This is a genomic window from Companilactobacillus zhachilii, from assembly GCF_003606365.2.
Lineage (GTDB): Bacteria > Bacillota > Bacilli > Lactobacillales > Lactobacillaceae > Companilactobacillus > Companilactobacillus zhachilii.
Window position 1 is genome coordinate 507,435 of the sequence record NZ_CP031933.2, and the last position, 21,156, is coordinate 528,590.

17 protein-coding genes are annotated in these 21,156 nt (G+C 32.9%); 16 read left to right on the top strand and 1 reads right to left on the bottom strand.

All coding sequences use genetic code 11. The features are described 5' to 3' along the window. Positions 1-4 precede the first annotated feature (4 nt). The 14 genes from D1B17_RS02205 to D1B17_RS02270 all read left to right on the top strand — a co-directional run bounded on the left by D1B17_RS02205 (position 5) and on the right by D1B17_RS02270 (position 16,334). Complete coding sequence (locus D1B17_RS02205) at positions 5-1,210, top strand: hypothetical protein (RefSeq protein WP_137432088.1); 1,206 nt, start codon at positions 5-7, stop codon at positions 1,208-1,210. Then, positions 1,207-2,145 (top strand): GT-D fold domain-containing glycosyltransferase, encoded by a 939-nt coding sequence (locus D1B17_RS02210; RefSeq protein WP_120143250.1) that lies wholly within the window; start codon positions 1,207-1,209, stop codon positions 2,143-2,145. Before D1B17_RS02205 ends, D1B17_RS02210 begins: the two co-directional genes overlap by 4 nt. 5 nt (positions 2,146-2,150) lie before the next feature. After that, entirely contained in the window at positions 2,151-3,053 is a 903-nt protein-coding gene (locus tag D1B17_RS02215; RefSeq protein WP_120143249.1) for a GT-D fold domain-containing glycosyltransferase, read from the top strand. 25 nt (positions 3,054-3,078) lie between these two features. After that, positions 3,079-4,101 (top strand): glycosyltransferase, encoded by a 1,023-nt coding sequence (locus tag D1B17_RS02220; RefSeq protein WP_120143248.1) that lies wholly within the window; start codon positions 3,079-3,081, stop codon positions 4,099-4,101. Beyond that, positions 4,098-5,213: a UDP-galactopyranose mutase gene (glf, locus tag D1B17_RS02225; protein WP_120143247.1), complete on the top strand. Its 1,116-nt coding sequence runs from the start codon at positions 4,098-4,100 to the stop codon at positions 5,211-5,213. The genes D1B17_RS02220 and glf overlap by 4 nt, the downstream gene beginning before the upstream one ends. Before the next feature lie 5 nt (positions 5,214-5,218). Continuing rightward, positions 5,219-6,631, top strand: a complete 1,413-nt coding sequence (locus D1B17_RS02230) for an oligosaccharide flippase family protein (RefSeq protein WP_120143246.1) — start codon at positions 5,219-5,221, stop codon at positions 6,629-6,631. Positions 6,632-6,656: 25 nt separating this feature from the next. Then, positions 6,657-7,751, top strand: a complete 1,095-nt coding sequence (locus D1B17_RS02235; RefSeq protein ID WP_420868407.1) for an LCP family glycopolymer transferase — start codon at positions 6,657-6,659, stop codon at positions 7,749-7,751. A 525-nt stretch (positions 7,752-8,276) separates the two neighbouring features. After that, positions 8,277-9,329 (top strand): glycosyltransferase, encoded by a 1,053-nt coding sequence (locus tag D1B17_RS02240; RefSeq protein ID WP_120143244.1) that lies wholly within the window; start codon positions 8,277-8,279, stop codon positions 9,327-9,329. Further along, positions 9,322-10,368: a hypothetical protein gene (locus D1B17_RS02245; protein ID WP_166806599.1), complete on the top strand. Its 1,047-nt coding sequence runs from the start codon at positions 9,322-9,324 to the stop codon at positions 10,366-10,368. The genes D1B17_RS02240 and D1B17_RS02245 overlap by 8 nt, the downstream gene beginning before the upstream one ends. Beyond that, entirely contained in the window at positions 10,361-11,482 is a 1,122-nt protein-coding gene (locus D1B17_RS02250) for a glycosyltransferase (protein ID WP_120143242.1), read from the top strand. The genes D1B17_RS02245 and D1B17_RS02250 overlap by 8 nt, the downstream gene beginning before the upstream one ends. A 348-nt stretch (positions 11,483-11,830) precedes the next feature. Then, positions 11,831-13,246, top strand: a complete 1,416-nt coding sequence (locus D1B17_RS02255) for a flippase (protein ID WP_120143241.1) — start codon at positions 11,831-11,833, stop codon at positions 13,244-13,246. A 269-nt stretch (positions 13,247-13,515) separates the two neighbouring features. Next, positions 13,516-15,573 (top strand): Ig-like domain-containing protein, encoded by a 2,058-nt coding sequence (locus D1B17_RS02260; RefSeq protein WP_120143240.1) that lies wholly within the window; start codon positions 13,516-13,518, stop codon positions 15,571-15,573. A 73-nt stretch (positions 15,574-15,646) separates the two neighbouring features. Then, entirely contained in the window at positions 15,647-15,844 is a 198-nt protein-coding gene (locus tag D1B17_RS02265; RefSeq protein ID WP_057892690.1) for a type II toxin-antitoxin system HicA family toxin, read from the top strand. 103 nt (positions 15,845-15,947) lie between these two features. Next, positions 15,948-16,334 (top strand): type II toxin-antitoxin system HicB family antitoxin, encoded by a 387-nt coding sequence (locus tag D1B17_RS02270; RefSeq protein ID WP_120143239.1) that lies wholly within the window; start codon positions 15,948-15,950, stop codon positions 16,332-16,334. Positions 16,335-16,525: 191 nt separating this feature from the next. Here D1B17_RS02270 and D1B17_RS02275 read toward each other — a convergent pair whose 3' ends face one another. Next, the gene (locus tag D1B17_RS02275) at positions 16,526-16,834 is read right to left on the bottom strand and encodes a winged helix-turn-helix transcriptional regulator (RefSeq protein ID WP_120144298.1); all 309 of its coding nucleotides are present in this window, start codon (positions 16,832-16,834) and stop codon (positions 16,526-16,528) included. A gap of 157 nt (positions 16,835-16,991) precedes the next feature. Here D1B17_RS02275 and D1B17_RS02280 point away from each other — a divergent pair, with 157 nt between their 5' ends. Both D1B17_RS02280 and D1B17_RS02285 read left to right on the top strand, forming a co-directional pair. Then, positions 16,992-17,720, top strand: a complete 729-nt coding sequence (locus D1B17_RS02280; protein ID WP_120143238.1) for an SDR family oxidoreductase — start codon at positions 16,992-16,994, stop codon at positions 17,718-17,720. A gap of 508 nt (positions 17,721-18,228) precedes the next feature. Then, complete coding sequence (locus D1B17_RS02285; protein ID WP_120143237.1) at positions 18,229-21,111, top strand: BspA family leucine-rich repeat surface protein; 2,883 nt, start codon at positions 18,229-18,231, stop codon at positions 21,109-21,111. Positions 21,112-21,156 lie beyond the last annotated feature (45 nt).

Consider the following 21,156-nt stretch of genomic DNA (forward strand, 5'->3'; position numbering starts at 1 on the left):
TTTGTTGACATTAACGTTAATAGATGAAAAACAAGAAGGATATATTTGCGATATGGTAATTGGTGATAAAATACAGAGCATTTTGAATTATATTTATGTTTTTTTATTTGTTACATATACTTTTTTTAGTATTTTAATAATGTTTAGTGCTTTTAATATTCAGTCACCTGAAATGGTTGTTTTATATAAATTCGTAAAGATTATTATTATTTGTTCTCTAGTTTTAATTGTTTTGTTTAGGCCATATAAAATACAAACTATGTTTCTAATGATGGTCGTATTGAGTATTGCGTTGTATGGTTATTACATAAATAGTCAAGAGCGAATGCTAATTTTTTTATTGTTCGCTTTTGCTTCAAAGAATATAAATCCTAGAAAGGTTTTGAGACTTGATTTTTTTGTTAGGGTTTTATCATTTGTAATGGTTATTTTTCTATATGCATTAGGTGTTTTACAAAAGGTATATTTCTTTAGACCTACGGGGGAATGGCGTGATTCATTGGGATTTGCCCATCCTAACTATGGCGGGATTGTTTTACTAACAATTGTTATAGAGTGGGTTTTATTAAGAAATAAAAAAATTAACTTGTTTGAATCGCTTTCAATTTTAGGAATAAGTTATGTTTTTTATAAATTTTTTTTGGATAGAACTGATTGGATTTTGACAATTTTATTAGTGTTGTTAGTTATCGTTTCAAATTCTAATTTGATTTATAAATCTATGAATCACCTAATTAGTACAATACTTCCGCTTGTAGGATGGGCACTATCTATTCTGAGTCTTATAGTACTCTTTTTTGTAACGCCGGGATCAAGGCTATATCTAGAACTAAATGCAGTATTATCAAGCAGATTAGATATTTTTCAGTTTTACTATAAGTTGTCGGGGTTGAAAATTTTACCTCAAAATATAACGACGTATTTTAAGGATTCAACTTTTGCTGGTATGGATAATTCAGCAATTTATATTGCTTTGTTTGACGGAATGATACTTCTATTTGTATTTTGTATTGTTGAACAATTCATTGGGAAAAATCTGAAAAATTATGCCATCAATGTTAAATTGGCCTTTTTGATTTTAATGTTAACGGGATTAACAGAGGCACTTATGATTTACCCGTTCATAAATATGTTTGTTGTTTATTATGGTCAATATGAATCTAAAGTAATGACAAATAATTTATTACCAACAGGAGATAGAAAAATATGAAAAAAAGGGTTTCAAAATTTATTCCATTTTGGGTTAAATTATTGATTTCTTCTTGTCTTTATATGATTTTTAGAATGCGTATAAAATTAAAGAGAAATGTTCCTAGTGTAAGAAAATTTGAAAATACCGTCGATTATATTATTGATAATGAGGTTTCCGTTAGTAGATTTGGTGATGGGGAGTTTAAGTGGATCTTTCAAAATAGAGAAAATGGTAATTTTGAAATAAATTCTCCAGAGTTAGCAAGGGCTCTGGAACGAACACTCCAAACAAAAAAAGAGAAGTTATTGATTTGTATTCCAGATGTTTTTTCAGGATTAACTAAATATAATTCTAAGGCAAAAGAATTCTGGGGATTATGTTTAGGTAGGTATGGTATGTCATGGGTAGATAAAATAGCTATGGATTATGAATATGGTGATACCCAGTTTACAAGGCCATATATGGATTACCAGGATAAAACTGGAATAAAAGTTAAATTTGATTTACTAAAAAGAATATGGGAGAACCGAGATGTTTTAATAGTCGAGGGGACTAAAAGTCGATTTGGTATTGGAAATAATCTGTTGAGTAATACTAAGTCTACGAAAAGAATATTGGCTCCAGAAGTAAATGCCTTTGAAAAATACGATGATATAAAAAATGAAATATTAAAAAATATTGATGGTACTAGTAATACACTTGTTCTTTTGTCACTGGGTCCAACAGCCACTGTACTAGCGTCGGAATTGACAGATTATAATATACAAGCTATAGATATAGGCCATCTAGATATTGAATATAGTTGGTTTTTAATGGGGGCAATGGATAAGGTTCCAGTTGAAGGTAAGTATGTTAATGAAGTACCTATTGGTGGACACAAGATTGGAAAAATATCTGATTCGAAATTAAATAAAGAATATCATTCAGAAGTTATATCCATAGTTGGAGATTAAAAATTATGTTTAGATCAAAAATAAAGGATTACTTGAGGTTTTTAAAATGGCGTATACCTTATAAAAGAAGTATTAAAAAATTTCCAATTAAAACATTGAATTTTGATGATACGGTGGATTTGATTATAAGAAATAAACTTTCAGTTTCAAGGTTTGGAGACGGTGAGTTCAGGTTTTTATTGTCTAAAGATACAGGTGGGACATTTGAAATAAATTCAAGAAGACTTTCGACGGAATTGAAAAATATTTTGATAGAAAGAAATGATAAAGTTTTAATTTGTTTACCTAGTGTTTACAAGAGTATAAATAATCTCAAATTTGAGGATAAAGTTTTTTGGCAACGTGAGGTGAGTATTTATTTAAAGCAATATTATAAATATTTGCCTAAGAAAGTATATGGTGATGCCTTTTTTACACGACCTTATCAAGAGTATTCAATTAATGATTCCTTGACTGAATATAAATTTAAAAAAATAAAAAGAATATGGGATGAAAGAAATATTCTTTTAGTGGAGGGGCGACTGACCAGATTTGGTGTTGGAAATGATTTGTTAAAAAATGCTCATTCTGTTAAAAGAATATTAGCTCCTGAAGTTAATGCCTTTGAAAAGATTGATTGTATTTATGATGCAGTTGAGAATGGATTGAAAGGGAAGCATGATGATACATTAGTTCTTTTATCTTTAGGACCAACGGCAACAGTTTTGTCTGCAAAGCTAAGTAATAACCTTAATGTACAGGCAATAGATATTGGTCATTTAGACATTGAATACGAATGGTTTATTAGAAGGGCAACAAAGAAGATTCCGATAAAAGGAAAGTATGTTAATGAATCAATAAATAGTAAATTTATTGAAAGTAAAGTCAATAAAAAATATTTATCGGAAATTGTGGATGAAATTGAGTAAATTAATTCACTAGGAGGGAACATTTGTGAATAAGTATGTAACTAAATTCTTTTATGGTGGTGTTAATGAGAGGAATGCCGGACCTAAGGCCAAAGACGATGTGAACTTCTTTTTGAATGAACTTGGTTTTAAAAATGTAGATATTCATTTAGAAAATAGTAAATTAACAAAACTTTTCAAAACAGATAATATTTTAAAAAAACAAATTGATTTAAATGATAATGGAATTTTTGTATTACAGTATCCTCTAAATAGTCATTTAATATCAAATAGGATTTTGAAACTAATTGTTGAAAATAAGAAATTTATATCTATTGCGTTGATTCATGATTTGAATAGCCTGAGAAATATGGAGGTTGATGAGAATCTAATTTCAAAAGAAATAAATTATCTTAATCATTTTGATTACTTAATAGTACATAATATAGCAATGAAAAATTGGTTAATTAAAATGGGCTTTACTTCTGAAATGATTATTCTTAACTTATTTGATTATCGTAGTTCAGAGCTGAATCTTAATAATAAATATGATTGTGATATTGTTTATGCTGGAAATTTAATCAAAGCAGAATTTTTGAAGAATATAGAATTGACAAATAATAAATTGAATATTTATGGCTCAAATGAATTAAAAACATATCCTAGAAATGTTTTTTATAAAGGATCATTAAATCCAGATGAGTTACCACAACATTTAAATTCTAGATTTGGATTAGTTTGGGACGGAGATTCAGTATATGAATGTAGTGGGGTTTACGGACATTATTTGGAATACAATACGCCGCATAAAATATCATTATATCTTAGTGCAGGTATTCCAGTAATAGTTTGGAAAAAGTCTGCGATGGCAGAGTATATTGTTAATAATAAACTTGGAATAAGCGTGGATAGTTTGGACAATATTGAAAATATTCTAAATTCTATTTCTGATGAAGAGTATTCTAGCCTAAAAAGAAATGCACTTAGTATTTCGGAAAAACTGAGATCAGGATATTTTATACATCAGGCGATTAGTAAAATATTAAGTGGAAATGAGGATTTTAATTGAGATACTTAGTAGTAGGTTCAGGCCTTTTTGGTTCGACTTTTGCATATGAGGCGGCTAAACGAGGAAATAAAGTTCAGGTTATTGAAAAGCGTAACCATATCGGTGGAAATATCTATACAAAAGAAGTAGAAGGTATTCAAGTACATGAGTACGGAGCTCACATTTTTCATACGAGTATGAAAGATATATGGGATTATGTTAATCAATTTGCCGATTTCAATAATTATATTAATAGTCCAATAGCAAATTATAATGGTGAGATTTATAATTTGCCGTTTAATATGAACACCTTTAATAAATTATGGGGTGTAATAACTCCCGAACAAGCAAGAGAAAAAATTGAAGAACAAAAAAATAGTCTCAATTTGAATGGTATTCCCCGCAATTTAGAAGAACAAGCATTGTCCTTAGTGGGCCCAGATGTTTATGAAAAGTTAGTTAAAGGATATACAGAAAAACAATGGGGCAAAAAAGCAACGGAGCTACCATCCTTCATTATTAGACGACTACCTGTTAGATTTACATACAATAATAATTACTTTAATGATATTTACCAGGGAATACCAATCGGTGGATATACCCAAATAATTGAACAGATGCTTGATAGTGAGCTGATAAATGTCGAAACCAATGTTGACTTTTTTGATCATAAAGATGAATATCTTAATTCTGACTATAAAATAGTTTATACAGGTATGATTGATCGATTTTTCGATTATAAATTAGGTGAATTAGAATATCGGAGTTTGCGATTTGATACTGAGATTAAAGATGTGGATAACTATCAAGGAAATGCAGTTGTAAACTATACAGATTCTCAAACACCTTATACTAGAATAATTGAACATAAACATTTTGAATTTGGAAAGGGAAATAAGAATAAGACAGTTATTACGCGAGAATATCCTCAAGCATGGCATCGTAGTGATGAACCTTATTATCCAGTGAATGATAAAAAAAATAAGGAACTTTACAAGCAGTATTTATCACTATCTAGAAGTGATTTTCCTAATGTGTTGTTTGGCGGAAGATTAGGACAATATCGTTACTACAATATGGATCAGACTATCATGTCAGCGTTACAAGCAGTTCATAGAGAATTCGGAGAATAACTTCAATGAAGGTTGTAAAGAATTATCTTTATAATGCATTTTATCAAGTATTTATCTTATTAGTTCCACTGATTACTACTCCTTATCTCTCACGTGTACTTGGACCAACAGGAGTGGGTATAAATTCGTATACAAATTCAATAATTCAGTATTTCATTTTATTCGGAAGTATTGGAATTAATTTATATGGAAATAGGCAGATTGCATTCGTCAGGGATAATAGAGAGAAACTTACTCAAACATTCTATGAAATATTTATTCTACGTATAATAACAATATTACTTGCATATTTTGCTTTTGAAATATTTGTAATGAGCGTTGATAAATATCAAATATATTATTTAGCACAATCGGTATCTATTATAGCTGCAGCATTTGATATTTCCTGGTTCTTTATGGGAGTTGAGAATTTTGCGGTAACTGTATTCAGAAATTTGATTATAAAAATAATTACACTAGTTAGTATATTTACCCTAGTTAAGTCTACCGATGATTTGGTTATTTATATTTTAATTTTGTCATTATCATTGTTATTGGGAAATATGACGCTATTTCCAAGCTTGCATAAATATATAGGTCGATTTAGTTTAAGAAAGATTAATGTACGTCAACATATACTGCCGTCATTAATTTTATTTATTCCTCAAATTGCGACACAAGTCTACTTGGTATTGAATAAGACAATGCTAGGCTCAATGGTGTCGGTTCAATCGGCAGGATTTTTTGACCAGTCGGATAAAATGATTAAGATGGTTCTAGCTGTTGTTACAGCAACTGGGACAGTAATGTTGCCCCACGTCGCCAACGCATATGCTAATGGAGAACATGAAAGAACAAGACATTACTTATACAAGAGTTTTAATTTTGTTACATCATTGTCTGTGCCTATGATGTTTGGCTTGATAGCTGTTACACCTAAATTTGTACCATTATTTTTTTCAAACGAATTTATTCAAGTTATTCCTATTATGATGATTGAGTCTGTTGTTATTGTATTGATTGCTTGGAGTAATGTCATTGGGACACAGTTCCTTTTACCAACTAAGAGAACTAACCAATTCACAATTTCGGTTGTTTTAGGGGCTATCGTTAATTTGGTTGTTAACATACCGTTGATTTTTATGTATGGTGCAATCGGTGCATCAATTGCAACAGTTATTTCTGAATTGACCGTTACGTTGTATCAATTGTTTGTTATTAGAAAAATAGTAAATTATCGAAGTTTGTTTATTGATGTAAATAAGTATTTGTTTGCCGGAACAATAATGTTCCTTACTGTTTTTATCCTTGATGGATATCTACCTAGTAATTGGTTAATGATTTTAATTGAAATAATGTTGGGCATAATAGTGTATGTTTTAATGCTTATCGTTTTTAAAGTTAAGATAGTTGATGATTTAAAAAAAATAATCAAGTGAGTTTCTAAATGTTTAGGGGGGATTAATATTGCATCGTAATAACAAGAAAAAGAAGAGTCACACATTAAGAAACACGTTCCTAGCGTTTATTTTATTAATAGTATTAGGAGGAGCTGCATACGGAATGACGCGTTACCGTGGGGTAAAGAATGCAGTTAACAGTTCTTTTAAACCATCTGGTGTAGCAAAGCAACGTGATGTTAATAGCGAATTGAAGTCAAAAAAGCCAATCTCAATTCTTCTAATGGGAACTGATACTGGTGCTTTAGGTCGTGACTATAAGGGAAGAACCGATAGTATGATGGTGGTCACGTTGAATCCTAAGAGTCAGAAGACTAGTATCACAAGTATTCCACGTGACACAGCTATCAATATTCCGGGATACAAAGATGAATCACCTGCAAAGATTAATTCCGCATATTCATATGGTCAAACTAAGACCGCTATCACTGCGGTTCAGAAATTATTAAATATTCCAATTGATTTTTATGCACTTATTAATATGGGTGGTATGGAAAAAGTTATTGATCAAGCCGGTGGGATTGATGTAACACCAACACTAACTTTTACGTACGAAGGTATTACTTTTACCAAGGGTGAAAAGACGCATATGAATGGCAAGAAAGCTTTAGCCTATTCAAGAATGCGTTATGATGATCCTCAAGGTGATTATGGGAGACAGACGCGTCAACGAGCTGTTTTGACTGCTTTGTTGCATAAGAGTAGTTCAGTTTCTACCCTCCTAAACCAGAGTTTTATTAACTCTCTTTCTGATCAAACTCAAACAGATTTAACATTCGACGATTTGACTACAATCGCTAAAGACTATAATTCAGTTAGAAAGCATACTTCAGAAACACATCTTCAAGGAACTAGTGCCCAAGTTGCTGATCAAAGTATGGAAGTAATGAAAAAGTCAGAATTACAACGAGTTACCGATTATATTCGTTCCAATTTGGGATTGGCTCATGCCAAAACGGGAACAATTGCCTATAAACCAACAGCCAACAGTGCAACTACTACTAAGACTGAGCAAGATATTAATAATATCGGTATGCAACGTTCTACGACTTCAACTGGGACAATTACCAGTTCGTCAGGTTATGGCAGTGGTTATTAATTACCAAAGAATTGTAAGATAAAATTATGGCACAAAAATACCTCATCAAACATTTTGATGAGGTATTTTTGTGTCCAATCTAATATTGAATCGGCAACGACAAATTGTAAAATTGATAATTTCCATTATATTTTCAGGTTAATTATCTCCAAAAGCCTCGAAACATCAACATAATGACAAAGTGTACGCCAATAACCTCAACAGACGCTCAAAGCATTATGTTACTAAGTTGCAGAAACAGGGCGATAGAATTACTGGGGATATATTATAGAGCTTAATTTAATGGTGGCAAGATTTGTAAAAAATTGTCATCTAATAAAGTTATCTGCGTCATTAACAGTAGTTACTAAAATGATGATTTAATTGGGAATCATAGCATTGATGATAAGGAGCTATTCAAATTGAACAATCAAAACGGGATTAGATTTTAAAGAATAGGCCACTTGAATTTGCGTTGTATCAATCGTTTTGGATGATTGATTTATTTTTATATTTCTGGCTTGGCCTGTTAAAAAGGAATATAAAATGAAGAAGAAAATTGTACACATTGTTGAGTCATTTGGTAGTGGGGTGCTGTCCTATCTTTCTGATTTAGTGTCAGGTTTATCAGATGATTATGACCTAACAATTTTATATGGTGAAAGACAACAGACGCCTAAGAATCTCAATGACTATTTTCCATCAAATGTAAAACTGATAAAAATTGCTAATTTTACGAGAAATATCAATCCGATTAAGGATATTAAAGCTACGTTAGAGATTCGCGATTTACTAAGACAAATTGATCCGGATATCATTCACTTGCACTCGTCTAAGGCTGGTGTTTTGGGAAGAATGATTCGCTATAAGAAGGGTCAAAAAGTTTTTTACACACCGCACGGCTATGCATTTTTGAATGAGACTGATGGCAAATTCAAACATTTGATTTATTACGATGCCGAAAAAATTTTAGGCTTTAGAAATGTGGAAACTATCGCTTGTAGTAAGAGTGAATATTTATCTAGTTTGAAAGTGACTAAACATTCGAAGTATATAAATAATTCGATTGATACTAATAAATTGGATACGTTTTTTTCCAATGAAAGCAATACACAAGATGTGATATTTACTGTCGGTAGAATCGATGAACAAAAGAATCCGCGGCTCTTTAATAAAATTGCTGAATCGATGCCAGATATGAAATTTATTTGGTTTGGTGATGGAAATCAGCGTTCGTTATTGACGGCTAATAATATTGAAGTTACTGGATGGTTGTCGCGAGAAACGTTACTTCAAAAAACTCAAGCGTATAAATATTTTATTTTAACTTCTAGGTGGGAGGGGCTACCTATTTCCTTACTAGAGGCAATGTATTTTAAAAAGATTTGTTTTGTGACGAATGTTGCTGGAAATAAAGACACGATTGTTGATAAAGTAGATGGCTATTGTTTTAATACTGCGGAACAATTTCTAGATGATTTTGGATCAAGAGATGCCAGTTTAGGATTGGCTGCTCATGAGAAGATTCAAAAGGAATTCTCTAGGGAAAGGATGCTAGGTGAATACATTGAAACTTACGAAAGATATAACCATGACTAAAAAAGATTTGTTAGATGTTGCCTTTGTCGTTCTTTTTCTGGGGCTTTCACTAATATATTTCATGTTTAGTAGGGATATATTTCCTAGCTATTTTTTTAATGACAACACAACCATAAGAAATTATATGAATAATATTAGTATCAATAGCGATAAAAATTATGTTAGTACAGCTAAGTTCTTTTTGATGTTCAGATTCAATGCGAATACCTCGTTTGGAACGGAAGCTTTTTTTGCTTGGACAATTTTTGCCATATTGATGTTAGTGTTGATATTAAAATTCAAAATTGATTTCTTAAAGATCAGAAATTTGTCGCTCTTACTTTTGTTTACACTTTTCTATGGTGCTTATTCAGCACAGTTTTCCAAGGAATTAGTTATTTTTATTATGCTGGATGTTGTTTTGTTGATGTCACCACTGAAATTTTTGAACAAAACATTTGCGGCTTTCGTGATTTTGTACGGAGTTTACTTTAGAACCTACTGGTTGTTGATATATCTTTGCTCACTGATATTTTTCTATATTTTCAATTCGTCAAAGTTAAACAAATTATTCAAGTTGCTGTTATATTTCGTCACGGTTGTGGGAATGGAAGTAGGCTATAACCTTGTGACTGGGGGTTTTCTTTCGGATGCCAGATATACGGTTAACAGTTTTAGACTTGAAGATTTATATACCAATACAATTATTAATAATCCCTTGATAAATCATTCTATTATTACGGATTTTTTGAATTTCTTATATGGCTTGATAAATGTTTTCATACCAATTGATGGGATTCATTCCGCAAATGAAATCGTTTATTACATTTGGATCTGGATAATTGTGATTCTTTGTTGGAAATACCTTAAAAATAATCGCGAGAACAAGGATTATAAATTATATTTCGTTTTAGCCATGATAACAATACAAGCATTTTTTGAACCTGATGTCGGATCGATGTTGCGACACCAAATCATTTTGATTCCAATTCTTTTGCTTATGTTAAATGAAAATAACTTGAGTCCAGAAGAAAAAAAGGACGGGATTATTTATGAATAAGAATATTTTCTTCGTTGCCAGCAATCCCTTTAATCCGGATCCTCGAGCTGAGAAACAAATGCTGACGTTACTAAAAGGAAACTACAATGTTTTTGGAATTGGCTGGGACAGAGATAGAAATGATAATTATACTTATAATTTGTTGGACAAAGTAGAGATCCATGAAATAGGGATAAAAAGTTCTTTTGGAAGTGGGTTAAAAAATTTATTTCCAATAATGAAATTTAATATAAAATTGTTTTCTCAATTAGTTAAAGATAATAAAAAAATTGATGTTGTTCATTCAGTGAATTTTGATACCGGATTAACGTCGTTGATTTATACCAAAATTTTCCGTAAGAAGTTAGTTTATGATATTTACGATTATTATGTCGACTCGTTTCCGGTGCCGAATAGTTTAAAAGGGATTGTAAAAAAGTTAGAGAATCTGGTTATTAATAACAGCGATTTCACCATTATTCCGATTGATTATAGAAAACAGCAAATTAAGGACGCTCATCCCAAGAAGCTAGAAATCGTTTATAATACGCCAAGTTATGTACCCAATAGAGACTTGAAGAAATATTCATCAGAATACGTATCAGGAAAATTGAATATTTCCTTTGTCGGTGCAATCGTTCCCGATAGATTCATTGATGAGTTGATATTGATTGCTCAAAAAAGAGACGATGTTTTCTTTCATATTGCCGGTTATGGTTCAGAAGAATTAGTTAACAAAATCAAAGCCAACTCTAAAAATATGAAATTTTATGGAAAAGTAGCATATGACGATGGCTTAGCAATTTCCAATATCGGTGATCTCATGGTGGCAATGTATGATCCAAAAGTGGAAAACCATAAGTATTCAGCACCAAATAAGTTTTATGAAGCCTTGTTTTTGGGTAAGCCTATTATTGTAGCTAATAAAACAGGCGTGGATGATTTGGTGAGAAAGTATCATGTGGGGTACACAGTCGATTATTCTATAAAAGCATTTGAGGAATTGTTAGATACAATTGATAAAGCGAGTCTTAGTGAATTTAAAGATAATAATCAAAAGATTTATGAGACTAAGTTTAGTTGGGAAAAAATCGAAAAAGAAATCCTTGAGTCTTATAACCATCTGTTTGATTGATGTATTTGTTATTGCCACTTCTACCGACTAATTTCTTGTTAATTTTGAAATAGCTAGATAATTCAAACGTTTTTATGATGTCTTGATAGAATTATAAAGTAGTGATGCTCCTGAAATATTAAAAGACCAGCTGGAAGGAGAAAGAAATTTAGGTCGCTGTGCAGGTGGCGTTAGAGCTTTAGCTCTTACACCACGGGACGAGTTTTGAAATTCGCGTACTTTGCGAAGTTCAAAATCGAGATTGGAGACCGCACTTTGGCTCCAATCGTTCCCCATAGCGACCTAAATTTCTTTCTCCTGGAGGCGGCAACCTAAAAGTAACCCATCTCTGGAGGTAGAAAGGAAAGTATGAAAGTAATTAAAAACTATTTATATAATGCCACTTATCAAATATTTATTTTGTTAGTTCCTTTTGTAACAATTCCCTATCTCTCAAGAGTTCTGGGACCAACTGGAGTCGGGATAAATTCGTATACTAATTCAATTATTCAATTGTTTATTTTGCTAGGTGGACTGGGTACAAATTTATATGGTAGTAGGCAAGTTGCTTTTGTTAGAGACAAAAGGGCTGAGTTAACACGAGTATTTTATGAAGTAACCATTTTTAGATTGATTAGTTTTTTGATGATATTTCTCCTTTTTGGCGTTTTTTTACTGTTTTCAGGAGAGTACAAATTATTTTACTTGGCTCAATCTATTTCGATATTAGCAGCGTTACTTGATGTAGCTTGGTTCTTTATGGGACTGGAAAACTTTGCGGTCACGGTCGTCAGAAACATCGTTGTCAAAGTGACTACGTTAATATTTATTTTTGTATTTGTTAAAAAACCATCTGATTTGATGATTTATATTTTGATTGTTTCCTTTTCGCTTGTTTTCGGTAATTTGACCTTATTACCAAGTTTAAAGAGATATATCGGTCGTCCAGATTGGCAAAATTTGCACATAAAAAAGTATCTTTGGCCCGCAATCTTATTGTTTATTCCCCAAGTTTCGACGCAGGTTTATGTGTTAATAAACAAGACATTGTTGGGCTCGATGATTGATGTACAAGTGTCAGGTTATTTTGATCAGTCAGATAAAATAATTAAGATGATTTTAGCCATTGTTACAGCGACAGGGACAGTAATGATGCCGCATGTAGCTAATGCTTTTGCCAATGGAAAGCATGATGAGACCAAAAGGTACTTATATGAAAGTTTCTCATTTGTATCGGCGTTGTCAGTGCCAATGATGTTGGGCCTTATTGCAGTAGCCGATAAATTTGTCCCATTATTTTTCACTGATAAGTTTATCGATGTAGTGCCAATAATGATGCTTGAAGCGGTCGTCATCTTAATGATTGCTTGGAATAACGTTTTAGGGACGCAATACTTGTTGCCGACTGATCAGACAAAATATTTCATACAATCAGTTATTTTAGGTACGGTGTTTAATTGTTTGATTGATATACCCTTTATAATTTTGTGGAAAGCTGAGGGAGCTGCTGTTGCAACGGTTCTTTCGGAGTTGTTGGTCTTTGGTTATCAATTATGGACTGTGAGAGCGCAAATAAAGTTTAAATTCTTGTTTGAAGATAGTTATAAATATTTTTTGGCGGGATCGATTATGTTTGGAGTAGTTTTTGTGTTGGATAGGAAATTGAGTGCTTCTTGGTTAAGTATCGTTTTGGAAATAGTTTTGGGAATCTTGGTTTATTTAGTTTTACTTATCTTGTTTAAAGCGAAGATTGTTGAACGTGCTAAGAAGGTTTTAAAATTGTGAACAAAGGATTTGATTCTGCTACAGTGAATTTTATATTAATGGTGATTAGAGTACCAAAATATAAAAACTTAGTTTGAAGATTTCAAAAGTTAAATAATTTCAAAAAAAATAAATGTTATCCGCTCGATATACTGGATAACATTTATTTTTTTGATTTATTCATTTTTTTTGTGGTTAGAATTTAGCATTTGATGTTATATTTTCCACGTACAGTTTGAAATTATTATATTCGATTCAACGATTCTTTACATAAGAGGAAGAAAACTGACTTGAAGAAAATTATAATTATCGTACTCATAAATATATTAGCCCTTTTAGTAGGTTTGTTTGTCGTGAACAAGAAATTTTGGCAAGATGAAGTACAGACAACGGTTGTTGCAGGAATTATCCCAGGTATTTCTTTTCCCGATATTTCAAATCCATTGCCTTCCATACCGTTACCATCACTGCCAACTAATCCTGAAGACCTTATGAATATAGCATTAGATAACATTATTGATAAAAAACATAAACCAACGTCTGATCCTTTTATTTTTTTGATTTTTTGGTTAACGCTTGGTTATAATTTGCAACCTAGTGATAAATATACAGTAGTTAATTCATCAAAAACTCTTTATACGAGTTCAGGGAATTCTATTTGGGAAAGTCTTTTGAATCCTTTAGCCACACCGCATTATTTGTGGTATCAGTCTACAGATAAAGAAAATTGGAAAAGGATGTATTCTGAGACAGATAAATATTTGACGGTTACTCCTAATAAGGTTGGAACAGTGTATTATAAGCAGGCAACAATTTGGTATTGGCAAGTACCTGCCAATTTTACAGATATTGTCTATTCTAAAGTAGCATCTGTTACAACCCTTCCTAAATACCGTGATGCTGATAAGTTAACTGTAACAGCAGATGGCGATTATTTATATAATAACCAAGAGAACGATTCTACAATCTTTGTAAAAGGATTGCCAAGTCCAAGTGATGCTACTGGGAATATTACTTGGTCAGTTGATGATAGTAGTTTGGCAACTGTAGATAAAAAAACAGGACAAGTGATTGCCAATAAAAATGGTAAATCTGGAATTGTCCGAATTACAGGCGAATTGAGTAATACAGCGAAATCTTCTGTAAAGGGGAGTATTGATATTAAGGTAGGTGGAGGATTAGATGATATGACAGTTCATGAGGGAGATACTGCAAAGTTTGATATTCGTGGTCATTTTGACCAAAAGCCAACTTCAGTAGTTTGGCATAAAATTCTCCCGAATGGACAAGATAAGGTCGTGAGTGATGATGATACTATGTCATACACTACTCCTAAAACTTCTTACAATGATAATTTGGATAAGTATTTTGCTGTTATGACAATTACTAATGGTACAAAAAATAAACAAATTAAAACAAATTTGGCCAATTTAAGTGTATTAAAAAATGATAGGCCTGATGTTTCTATTAAAGGGACGATTTTTAATGATAAAGGAAGTCACAATGATACAGGTGAAATACTTTGGAATGTTTCATCGGGAGATATTCTAACCTTTAAATTAAATATGAGCTATTCTAATCCAAATGGTGCTCTTACTAATGGACTCATAGGCTTAAGGGTTCCTAAAACAATGCAACCTGAAGCTATTACTTTGGATAATAAGAATATATCTGGTTTAGACTTTAGCCAGGTTCCAAATCCAGATAATAGTGAAGAAAAAATATTTGTTATTAATAATATCGATCTTGCCAATTCTGCGGGGGAACATTCGTTGGAGATTAAGGGAAGAGTTGGTGAGATGGGAAAAATTTTGTCTTATAAGTCGATGTTTATGTTTCAGTGTAATAATGCATATACAGGTAGTCCATTTGAAGTTGATAGTAATCCGCTAGTTTGGTATTTAGGTCATGATATGATAACTTTGAAGGCTTATGAGTGGAAGTATCAAAATATTGATGAGACAACAAAGGGGAAGTTAGTTAAAAGGCAAAAGAATGATAGCGAAGTGTTGCATGTGGACGACAATAGAATTAATAAAGCCAGCACCACACTATCTTTATATCAATATAACCCCTTTAATTTAAATAATGATATTACTTTGTCTGCTGAAACAAGGTATTATAAAAAAGATGGTTCATTTGTTCCAATAGGTGGGAAAAATGGAGTAGTTGTTGAAGAGACAACTGAAGGTGTGCCATTGAAGTCAATCTTTTGGAGTTTAGATGAGGGACCATTATTGTATGTTTTGCCTAGAGAATTGACCTTAGGAAGTTATACTACCTTATTTACATGGCAATTATCACAATCTATTCCGAATACAAATTTATCAGTTACAAAAAATAGTTAAAAGTCTAGAACGTAAAATTCACCTTTCACAAAATAACATGTACAATGGAAGTTATGAGAGGGGGATGATACAAATGGCAATGAAACCACAAAAGATTGTTAAAATCTTGCGCCAAAATGGTTTTGTCAAAAAGTCACAAAATGGATCACATTTAAAAATGTATAATCCAGAAACAAACGTGACGCTTCCAGTCCCCATTCATCATGATAAAGAGCTTGAACATGGGATTGAAAGTAAGATATTGAAGCAAGCTGGTATAAAAATAAACTAGATTATTTTTTCTGATGAAGACTACAAATGATGTGGTCTTATTTTTTTGCTTATGGATATTAATATGTATAATGATAGACAAATAAGAAAATAGGTGAGGATTTTTGAAAAATAATGTTTTAATCTATCCAGTTATTCTACATGCTGAAGATAAAGGTTATAGTGTGGAAATCCCAGATATTGATAATGGTACGTGGACACAGGGAGAAAGCCTCGGGGATGCTCTTTTTAAGGCTCAAGATGTTGTTGGAATGATGTTAGGGGATAAGAAAGATTATCCTAAGCCAACAAAATTAGAGGATATTGAAGTACACAATTATGATGTTAAAACTCTTATCTATATAGATATGAAAGAATATCGTCGAAATAACCCTAAGACAGTGCGCAAGAATGTTACTGTTCCAGAGTATCTGGTAACTTTGGGAAAACAACAAAATATTAATTTCTCGGCTGTTTTAACTGAAGCCTTGAAAAATAAACTAGATATATAACAATTTGGAACAAAGCGTCAAAAGGGGCTGTGACATAACCATTTTTTCCTTAAACATGCCGCATAAACGTGCAACAAAACATAGCTTTAACAAACAAGGCCCGTAATCCAAAATCGGATTACGGGCCTTGTTTGCCTTAATGCTCGAAAGCTGACCATGTTTTGTCACGCTCTCTATTTATTTTTAATCATTTATTCATCACACAGCGAACGTTCAATCAAGTCATGGTCGATATGCGTGTCACCCCAAGTACAGATGGCGTCCAATATCGGAATCAGTGATTTACCGTTGTCTGTTAGCTGATATTCCACATGTGGTTCAGCAGTTTGAAAGTCATGACGGGTAATCAAACCATCATCTTCTAATTCGCGCAATTGATTTGTTAAAGTTTTGTGTGAAACATCTTTGATATGCCGTTGCAATTCTCCAAAACGACGTTCTCCATTTTCAGCTAATTCATACATGATCATAATTTTCCATTTACCTTGGATCATGTGCATAGTTGCGTCAAATTCATTTAAATATTTTGCCAAAATTGTTGCTCCTTAGTTTTCCACAGGCAGTAGTAACCTGAAGGTGCGTACTTGTAGCCGATAATATATGCCATTATACTGTAAAACGTTGAAAAAATCTTTATAAGTACGAGGAATATATAATATGAAAAAATTAGTTGTAATTACAGGTGCAAGTTCAGGTTTCGGTGCCGAAATTGCTAAAATCTTTAACGCCGATGGTTTTCCACTGTTGCTATTGGGACGTCGGACTGAAAAATTAGCCGAAGTTGCTAAGGGAATGGACAATGTCATGATTGATTCTGTCGATGTAACTAACTATGATCAATTTGAAAAAGCCGTTCGCAAAGCTGAAGATAAGTTTGGCAAAACCGATTTATTAGTTAACAATGCTGGGGTGATGTTACTTGGCAATGTTCAAAACCAAAATCCACAAGAGTGGCAAACAATGCTTGATACAAACGTTATGGGTGTTTTGAATGGTACGCAAATTGTTCTAAACGATATGCGTGAACGTGAACATGGAACTATTTTGAATATGTCATCGATTGCTGGCCGTAAGACTTTCGTTAACCATGCCGCTTATGTAGCTTCAAAATTTGGTGTCCACGGTTTGTCAGAAACAATTCGTGAAGAAAACTCATCGAAGAATGTTCGTATCATGATGGTTGCGCCCGGTGCTGCTGAAACAGAACTTTTAACGCATGTTACTAGTAAGTCAGCTTTGAAAGACTATGCAGCATGGGAAGAAAGTATGGGTGGCGTTGTGCTTGATCCAAAACATGTTGCTGAAACAGTTAAGTTCATGTATGACATGCCACAAGCAGTAAATATCCGTGAAGTTGATATTGCAGCTACACGTCAAGATTCTTAAAATTTCGCTGTTATTTTGTTGCTAGAAAATATGATTTCATAGTAAAATGCCCTTGCATTGATGAGGGTGCTGTAAAATCTTGAGTGAGGGGCCATTTGGGGTTTGATGCGCGACTAACTTATCCGTGCGATATTGAATCATCTTTAATCCGTTACCAATATAGAGTTTTTGTATTTGTTATTAAAATACGAAAGCTCTTTTTTGGTGCCATTATTTATGTTGAAAGGTTAAACAATTTAGGCTATATATTTGTTCTAAAGTGCATTCAAATATTAATAATTGAAATTTAATTAATGTAATGTTGATTTATTAGCTTTTTTAGCAATAGTGATTAATTAAGAATTAAATACTGGTTCGTTTTTATATTCGAATTGAATCTAATATGTAACTATTTTATATAACGTGTCAGAACTTGCAAAATAGATTTACAACATATGAAGTATAAATAATCCCTAAAATACTATAATTTTCCTATAACAAATAAGTTATTATGAGAGGGAGATAATTTATGAGATTTCAACAATTGAAACGAGACCCCAATTCTGTTGTCAAAAAAAGATTAGTTAAATCGAAAAAGAGTTGGGTTGTTGTAACTGGACTTTCTTTTGCTGGAGGATTGTTAATGTTAGCAACTCCTAGCTATATTGCAAAGGCCGAAGTTACTGCTACTACCACTGCATCAACAATTGCTACCACAAATAAGTCTAATAATACTGTTGCTTCATTGGAAAAACCTACATCAACCTTGAGTGTAACTAAGTTTGAAACAGGTAAAAAGGCTGATTTAACAGTTAAGACAGGCGAAAGTAAAAATCAAGTATTAGATCGGAAACCAGTTGTTCCTAAGTCTGTGGAAAAAGAACCGATCGAAACTAGTGCTCCTGTGGAAACTAGTGATAAACCAAATGATTCAAGTATACAGAGCAAATCGCTGAAACAAACGATAAATCCTAAAGATATTTCCAAACCTATTGCTAAACCTACCGAAAATAATGTTATTTCTGAATCCAAAATTAAGGAAGACAAGGATGTCAGTCATTCAGAACATGAAAGTACTGATTCCGTTATTATTGATGCTGCAACTGGAAAAGAGAAGGTTGTTAAGAAAGCTGATTCAGGTAATGGTTGGGTAGTTGTTGATAGTGGTAAGACATTGAATATTGTTGGAAAACTTGATGAGGGTAACGGGCATGATCATGAGCGCTGGGGTGGTCACACGCAAGAAATCACGACTATTAATATTAATAATGCATTGACTGCGCCTAAGGACTCATCATACTTGTTTGCCAATATGACTAATTTAACTAAAGTTAATAATTTAAAAAATTTGAACACTGAAGAAGTTGAAAATGCTGAAGGAATGTTTAAGAATGATTCTAAATTAGAACATTTGGATTTATCAGTACATAGTTTTCGTCCCGCAAAAAATATAAGTCATATGTTTGAAAACGATAGTAAACTTAAAACCATTACGTTTGGTAGTAGTGCATTTAAAAACATCGTCGATGGAAGTTATGCCTTTGCAAATGATATTTCGTTAACTGATTTTACTGTAGTTGATAAGTTGCATGATACTAGTAATTTGTCAGCAACTAACTCTTGGACAGCTACATATGCGACTGATTTGAGATCAATGTTTAAAAATGATTCTAGTTTAAAGACATTGAATCTTTATACTTGGAATTTTAGAGATGCCGATACAGGGAGTAGCTTTGAAGGTACTGGGATGTTCGATGGGACTGACTTATCAGAAATTGTCTTAAACAAACGATTAAAATTCAGTGAAAGTACGGCATTAACTTCTAGCCATGGATATGAGTGGACAGGAGTCAGTGGAGTAGGTGAAAATTCCAACTTTTATGGAGTGCCTACTTTTGATAAGAATGGAAGGTTGACTGAAGGTATTGCAAAAATATTTAATGGTAAGTCAAAGAGCTATAAAGCTGATGTAAATTATGTGAAATACGTTGCAAAAGAGAACACTGTTGCAAGTGGCAATACGGTTATACCTAATTTGGTTAAGGTAGAAACAAATGTTGGTGATATATCTATACCCGTAAATGGAACTGTGGGGTCTAAGGTGGAGCTTCCAAATCGTGTACAAATTGGTAATCAAACTTATCAAAGAGTGGATCAAAATGCCCCTGCCAAAGTTATTGTTAATCAATCGGTTGGTGAGATAGAATCGAATGAAAATGTTAACTATATTTTAGAAAAAACTAATGGTGAAGAACCAGGCAGTGTAGAAGAACCAGAAAATCCAACAGACACACCAGCACCAACTGAACCAGAAAATCCAACAGACACACCAGCACCAACTGAACCAGAAAATCCAACAGACACACCAGCACCAACTGAACCAGAAAATCCAACAGACACACCAGCAAAATCCAACAGACACACCAGCACAACTGAACCAGAAAATCCAACAGACACACCAGCACCAACTGAACCAGAAAATCCAACAGACACACCAGCACCAACTGAACCAGAAAATCCAACAGACACACCAGCACCAACTGAACCAGAAAATCCAACAGACACACCAGCACCAACTGAACCAGAAAATCCAACAGACACACCAGCACCAACTGAACCAGAAAATCCAACAGACACACCAGCACCAACTGAACCAGAAAATCCAACAGACACACCAGCACCAACTGAACCAGAAAATCCAACAGACACACCAGCACCAACTGAACCAGAAAATCCAACAGACACACCAGCACCAACTGAACCAGAAAATCCAACAGACACACCAGCACCAACTGAACCAGAAAATCCAACAGACACACCAGCACCAACTGAACCAACGAATCCGATGGAAAAACCGCAAGCGGGTCATACGGCCGAACCGGCAGAGCCGGAGACGCCAGTCACGCCGGCTTTACCAGATCAAAATGTACATAATACAAAACCACAATCTCCAAATACTAATGCATCTAATAATCATTCTGTGAAGAATCACCATAGCAACTTTCAAAGTAACCAGTACATAGCCGCATATAAAAAGAAATCTGGTGTTGAAATTTACACATTAAATCAAATGAATAACTTAGAAAAAGTACCTAATACCGAATTGGATCCAGTAATAAATGAAAAAGGAGTATCGATCATTGATATCCAAGGTACAAAATATTATCGTCTTTCAAACAATCGCTTGATTCGGATTGCCGATGCTTATATTTACACACCAGTTAATTTGAGTGCAAAAGCTCATCCCGATAAATACATCAACATTTTCACGGCCGAGGGTTATCTAATTAGAAGTGAAAAATTAGCAAACATCATTTTAAATATCGATGCTTTCACTTATATTAATGGCGAAAAATACTATCGTATATCTAACAACGAATTTGTTAGAGCAATTGACGTAACTTTATATTGAAAAATATTGAAGTATAAAAAATACAGCAAGTCGTTTTTAATTAAG

Bases quoted from the DNA above. Each gene is read 5' to 3' on its own strand.
- D1B17_RS02210 (WP_120143250.1), top strand. From the start codon at position 1,207: ATGAAAAAAAGGGTTTCAAAATTTATTCCATTTTGGGTTAAATTATTG.
- D1B17_RS02215 (WP_120143249.1), top strand. From the start codon at position 2,151: ATGTTTAGATCAAAAATAAAGGATTACTTGAGGTTTTTAAAATGGCGT.
- D1B17_RS02230 (WP_120143246.1), top strand. From the start codon at position 5,219: ATGAAGGTTGTAAAGAATTATCTTTATAATGCATTTTATCAAGTATTT.
- D1B17_RS02240 (WP_120143244.1), top strand. From the start codon at position 8,277: ATGAAGAAGAAAATTGTACACATTGTTGAGTCATTTGGTAGTGGGGTG.
- D1B17_RS02245 (WP_166806599.1), top strand. From the start codon at position 9,322: ATGACTAAAAAAGATTTGTTAGATGTTGCCTTTGTCGTTCTTTTTCTG.
- D1B17_RS02250 (WP_120143242.1), top strand. From the start codon at position 10,361: ATGAATAAGAATATTTTCTTCGTTGCCAGCAATCCCTTTAATCCGGAT.
- D1B17_RS02255 (WP_120143241.1), top strand. From the start codon at position 11,831: ATGAAAGTAATTAAAAACTATTTATATAATGCCACTTATCAAATATTT.
- D1B17_RS02265 (WP_057892690.1), top strand. From the start codon at position 15,647: ATGGCAATGAAACCACAAAAGATTGTTAAAATCTTGCGCCAAAATGGT.
- D1B17_RS02275 (WP_120144298.1), bottom strand. From the start codon at position 16,834: ATGCACATGATCCAAGGTAAATGGAAAATTATGATCATGTATGAATTA.
- D1B17_RS02280 (WP_120143238.1), top strand. From the start codon at position 16,992: ATGAAAAAATTAGTTGTAATTACAGGTGCAAGTTCAGGTTTCGGTGCC.
- D1B17_RS02285 (WP_120143237.1), top strand. From the start codon at position 18,229: ATGAGATTTCAACAATTGAAACGAGACCCCAATTCTGTTGTCAAAAAA.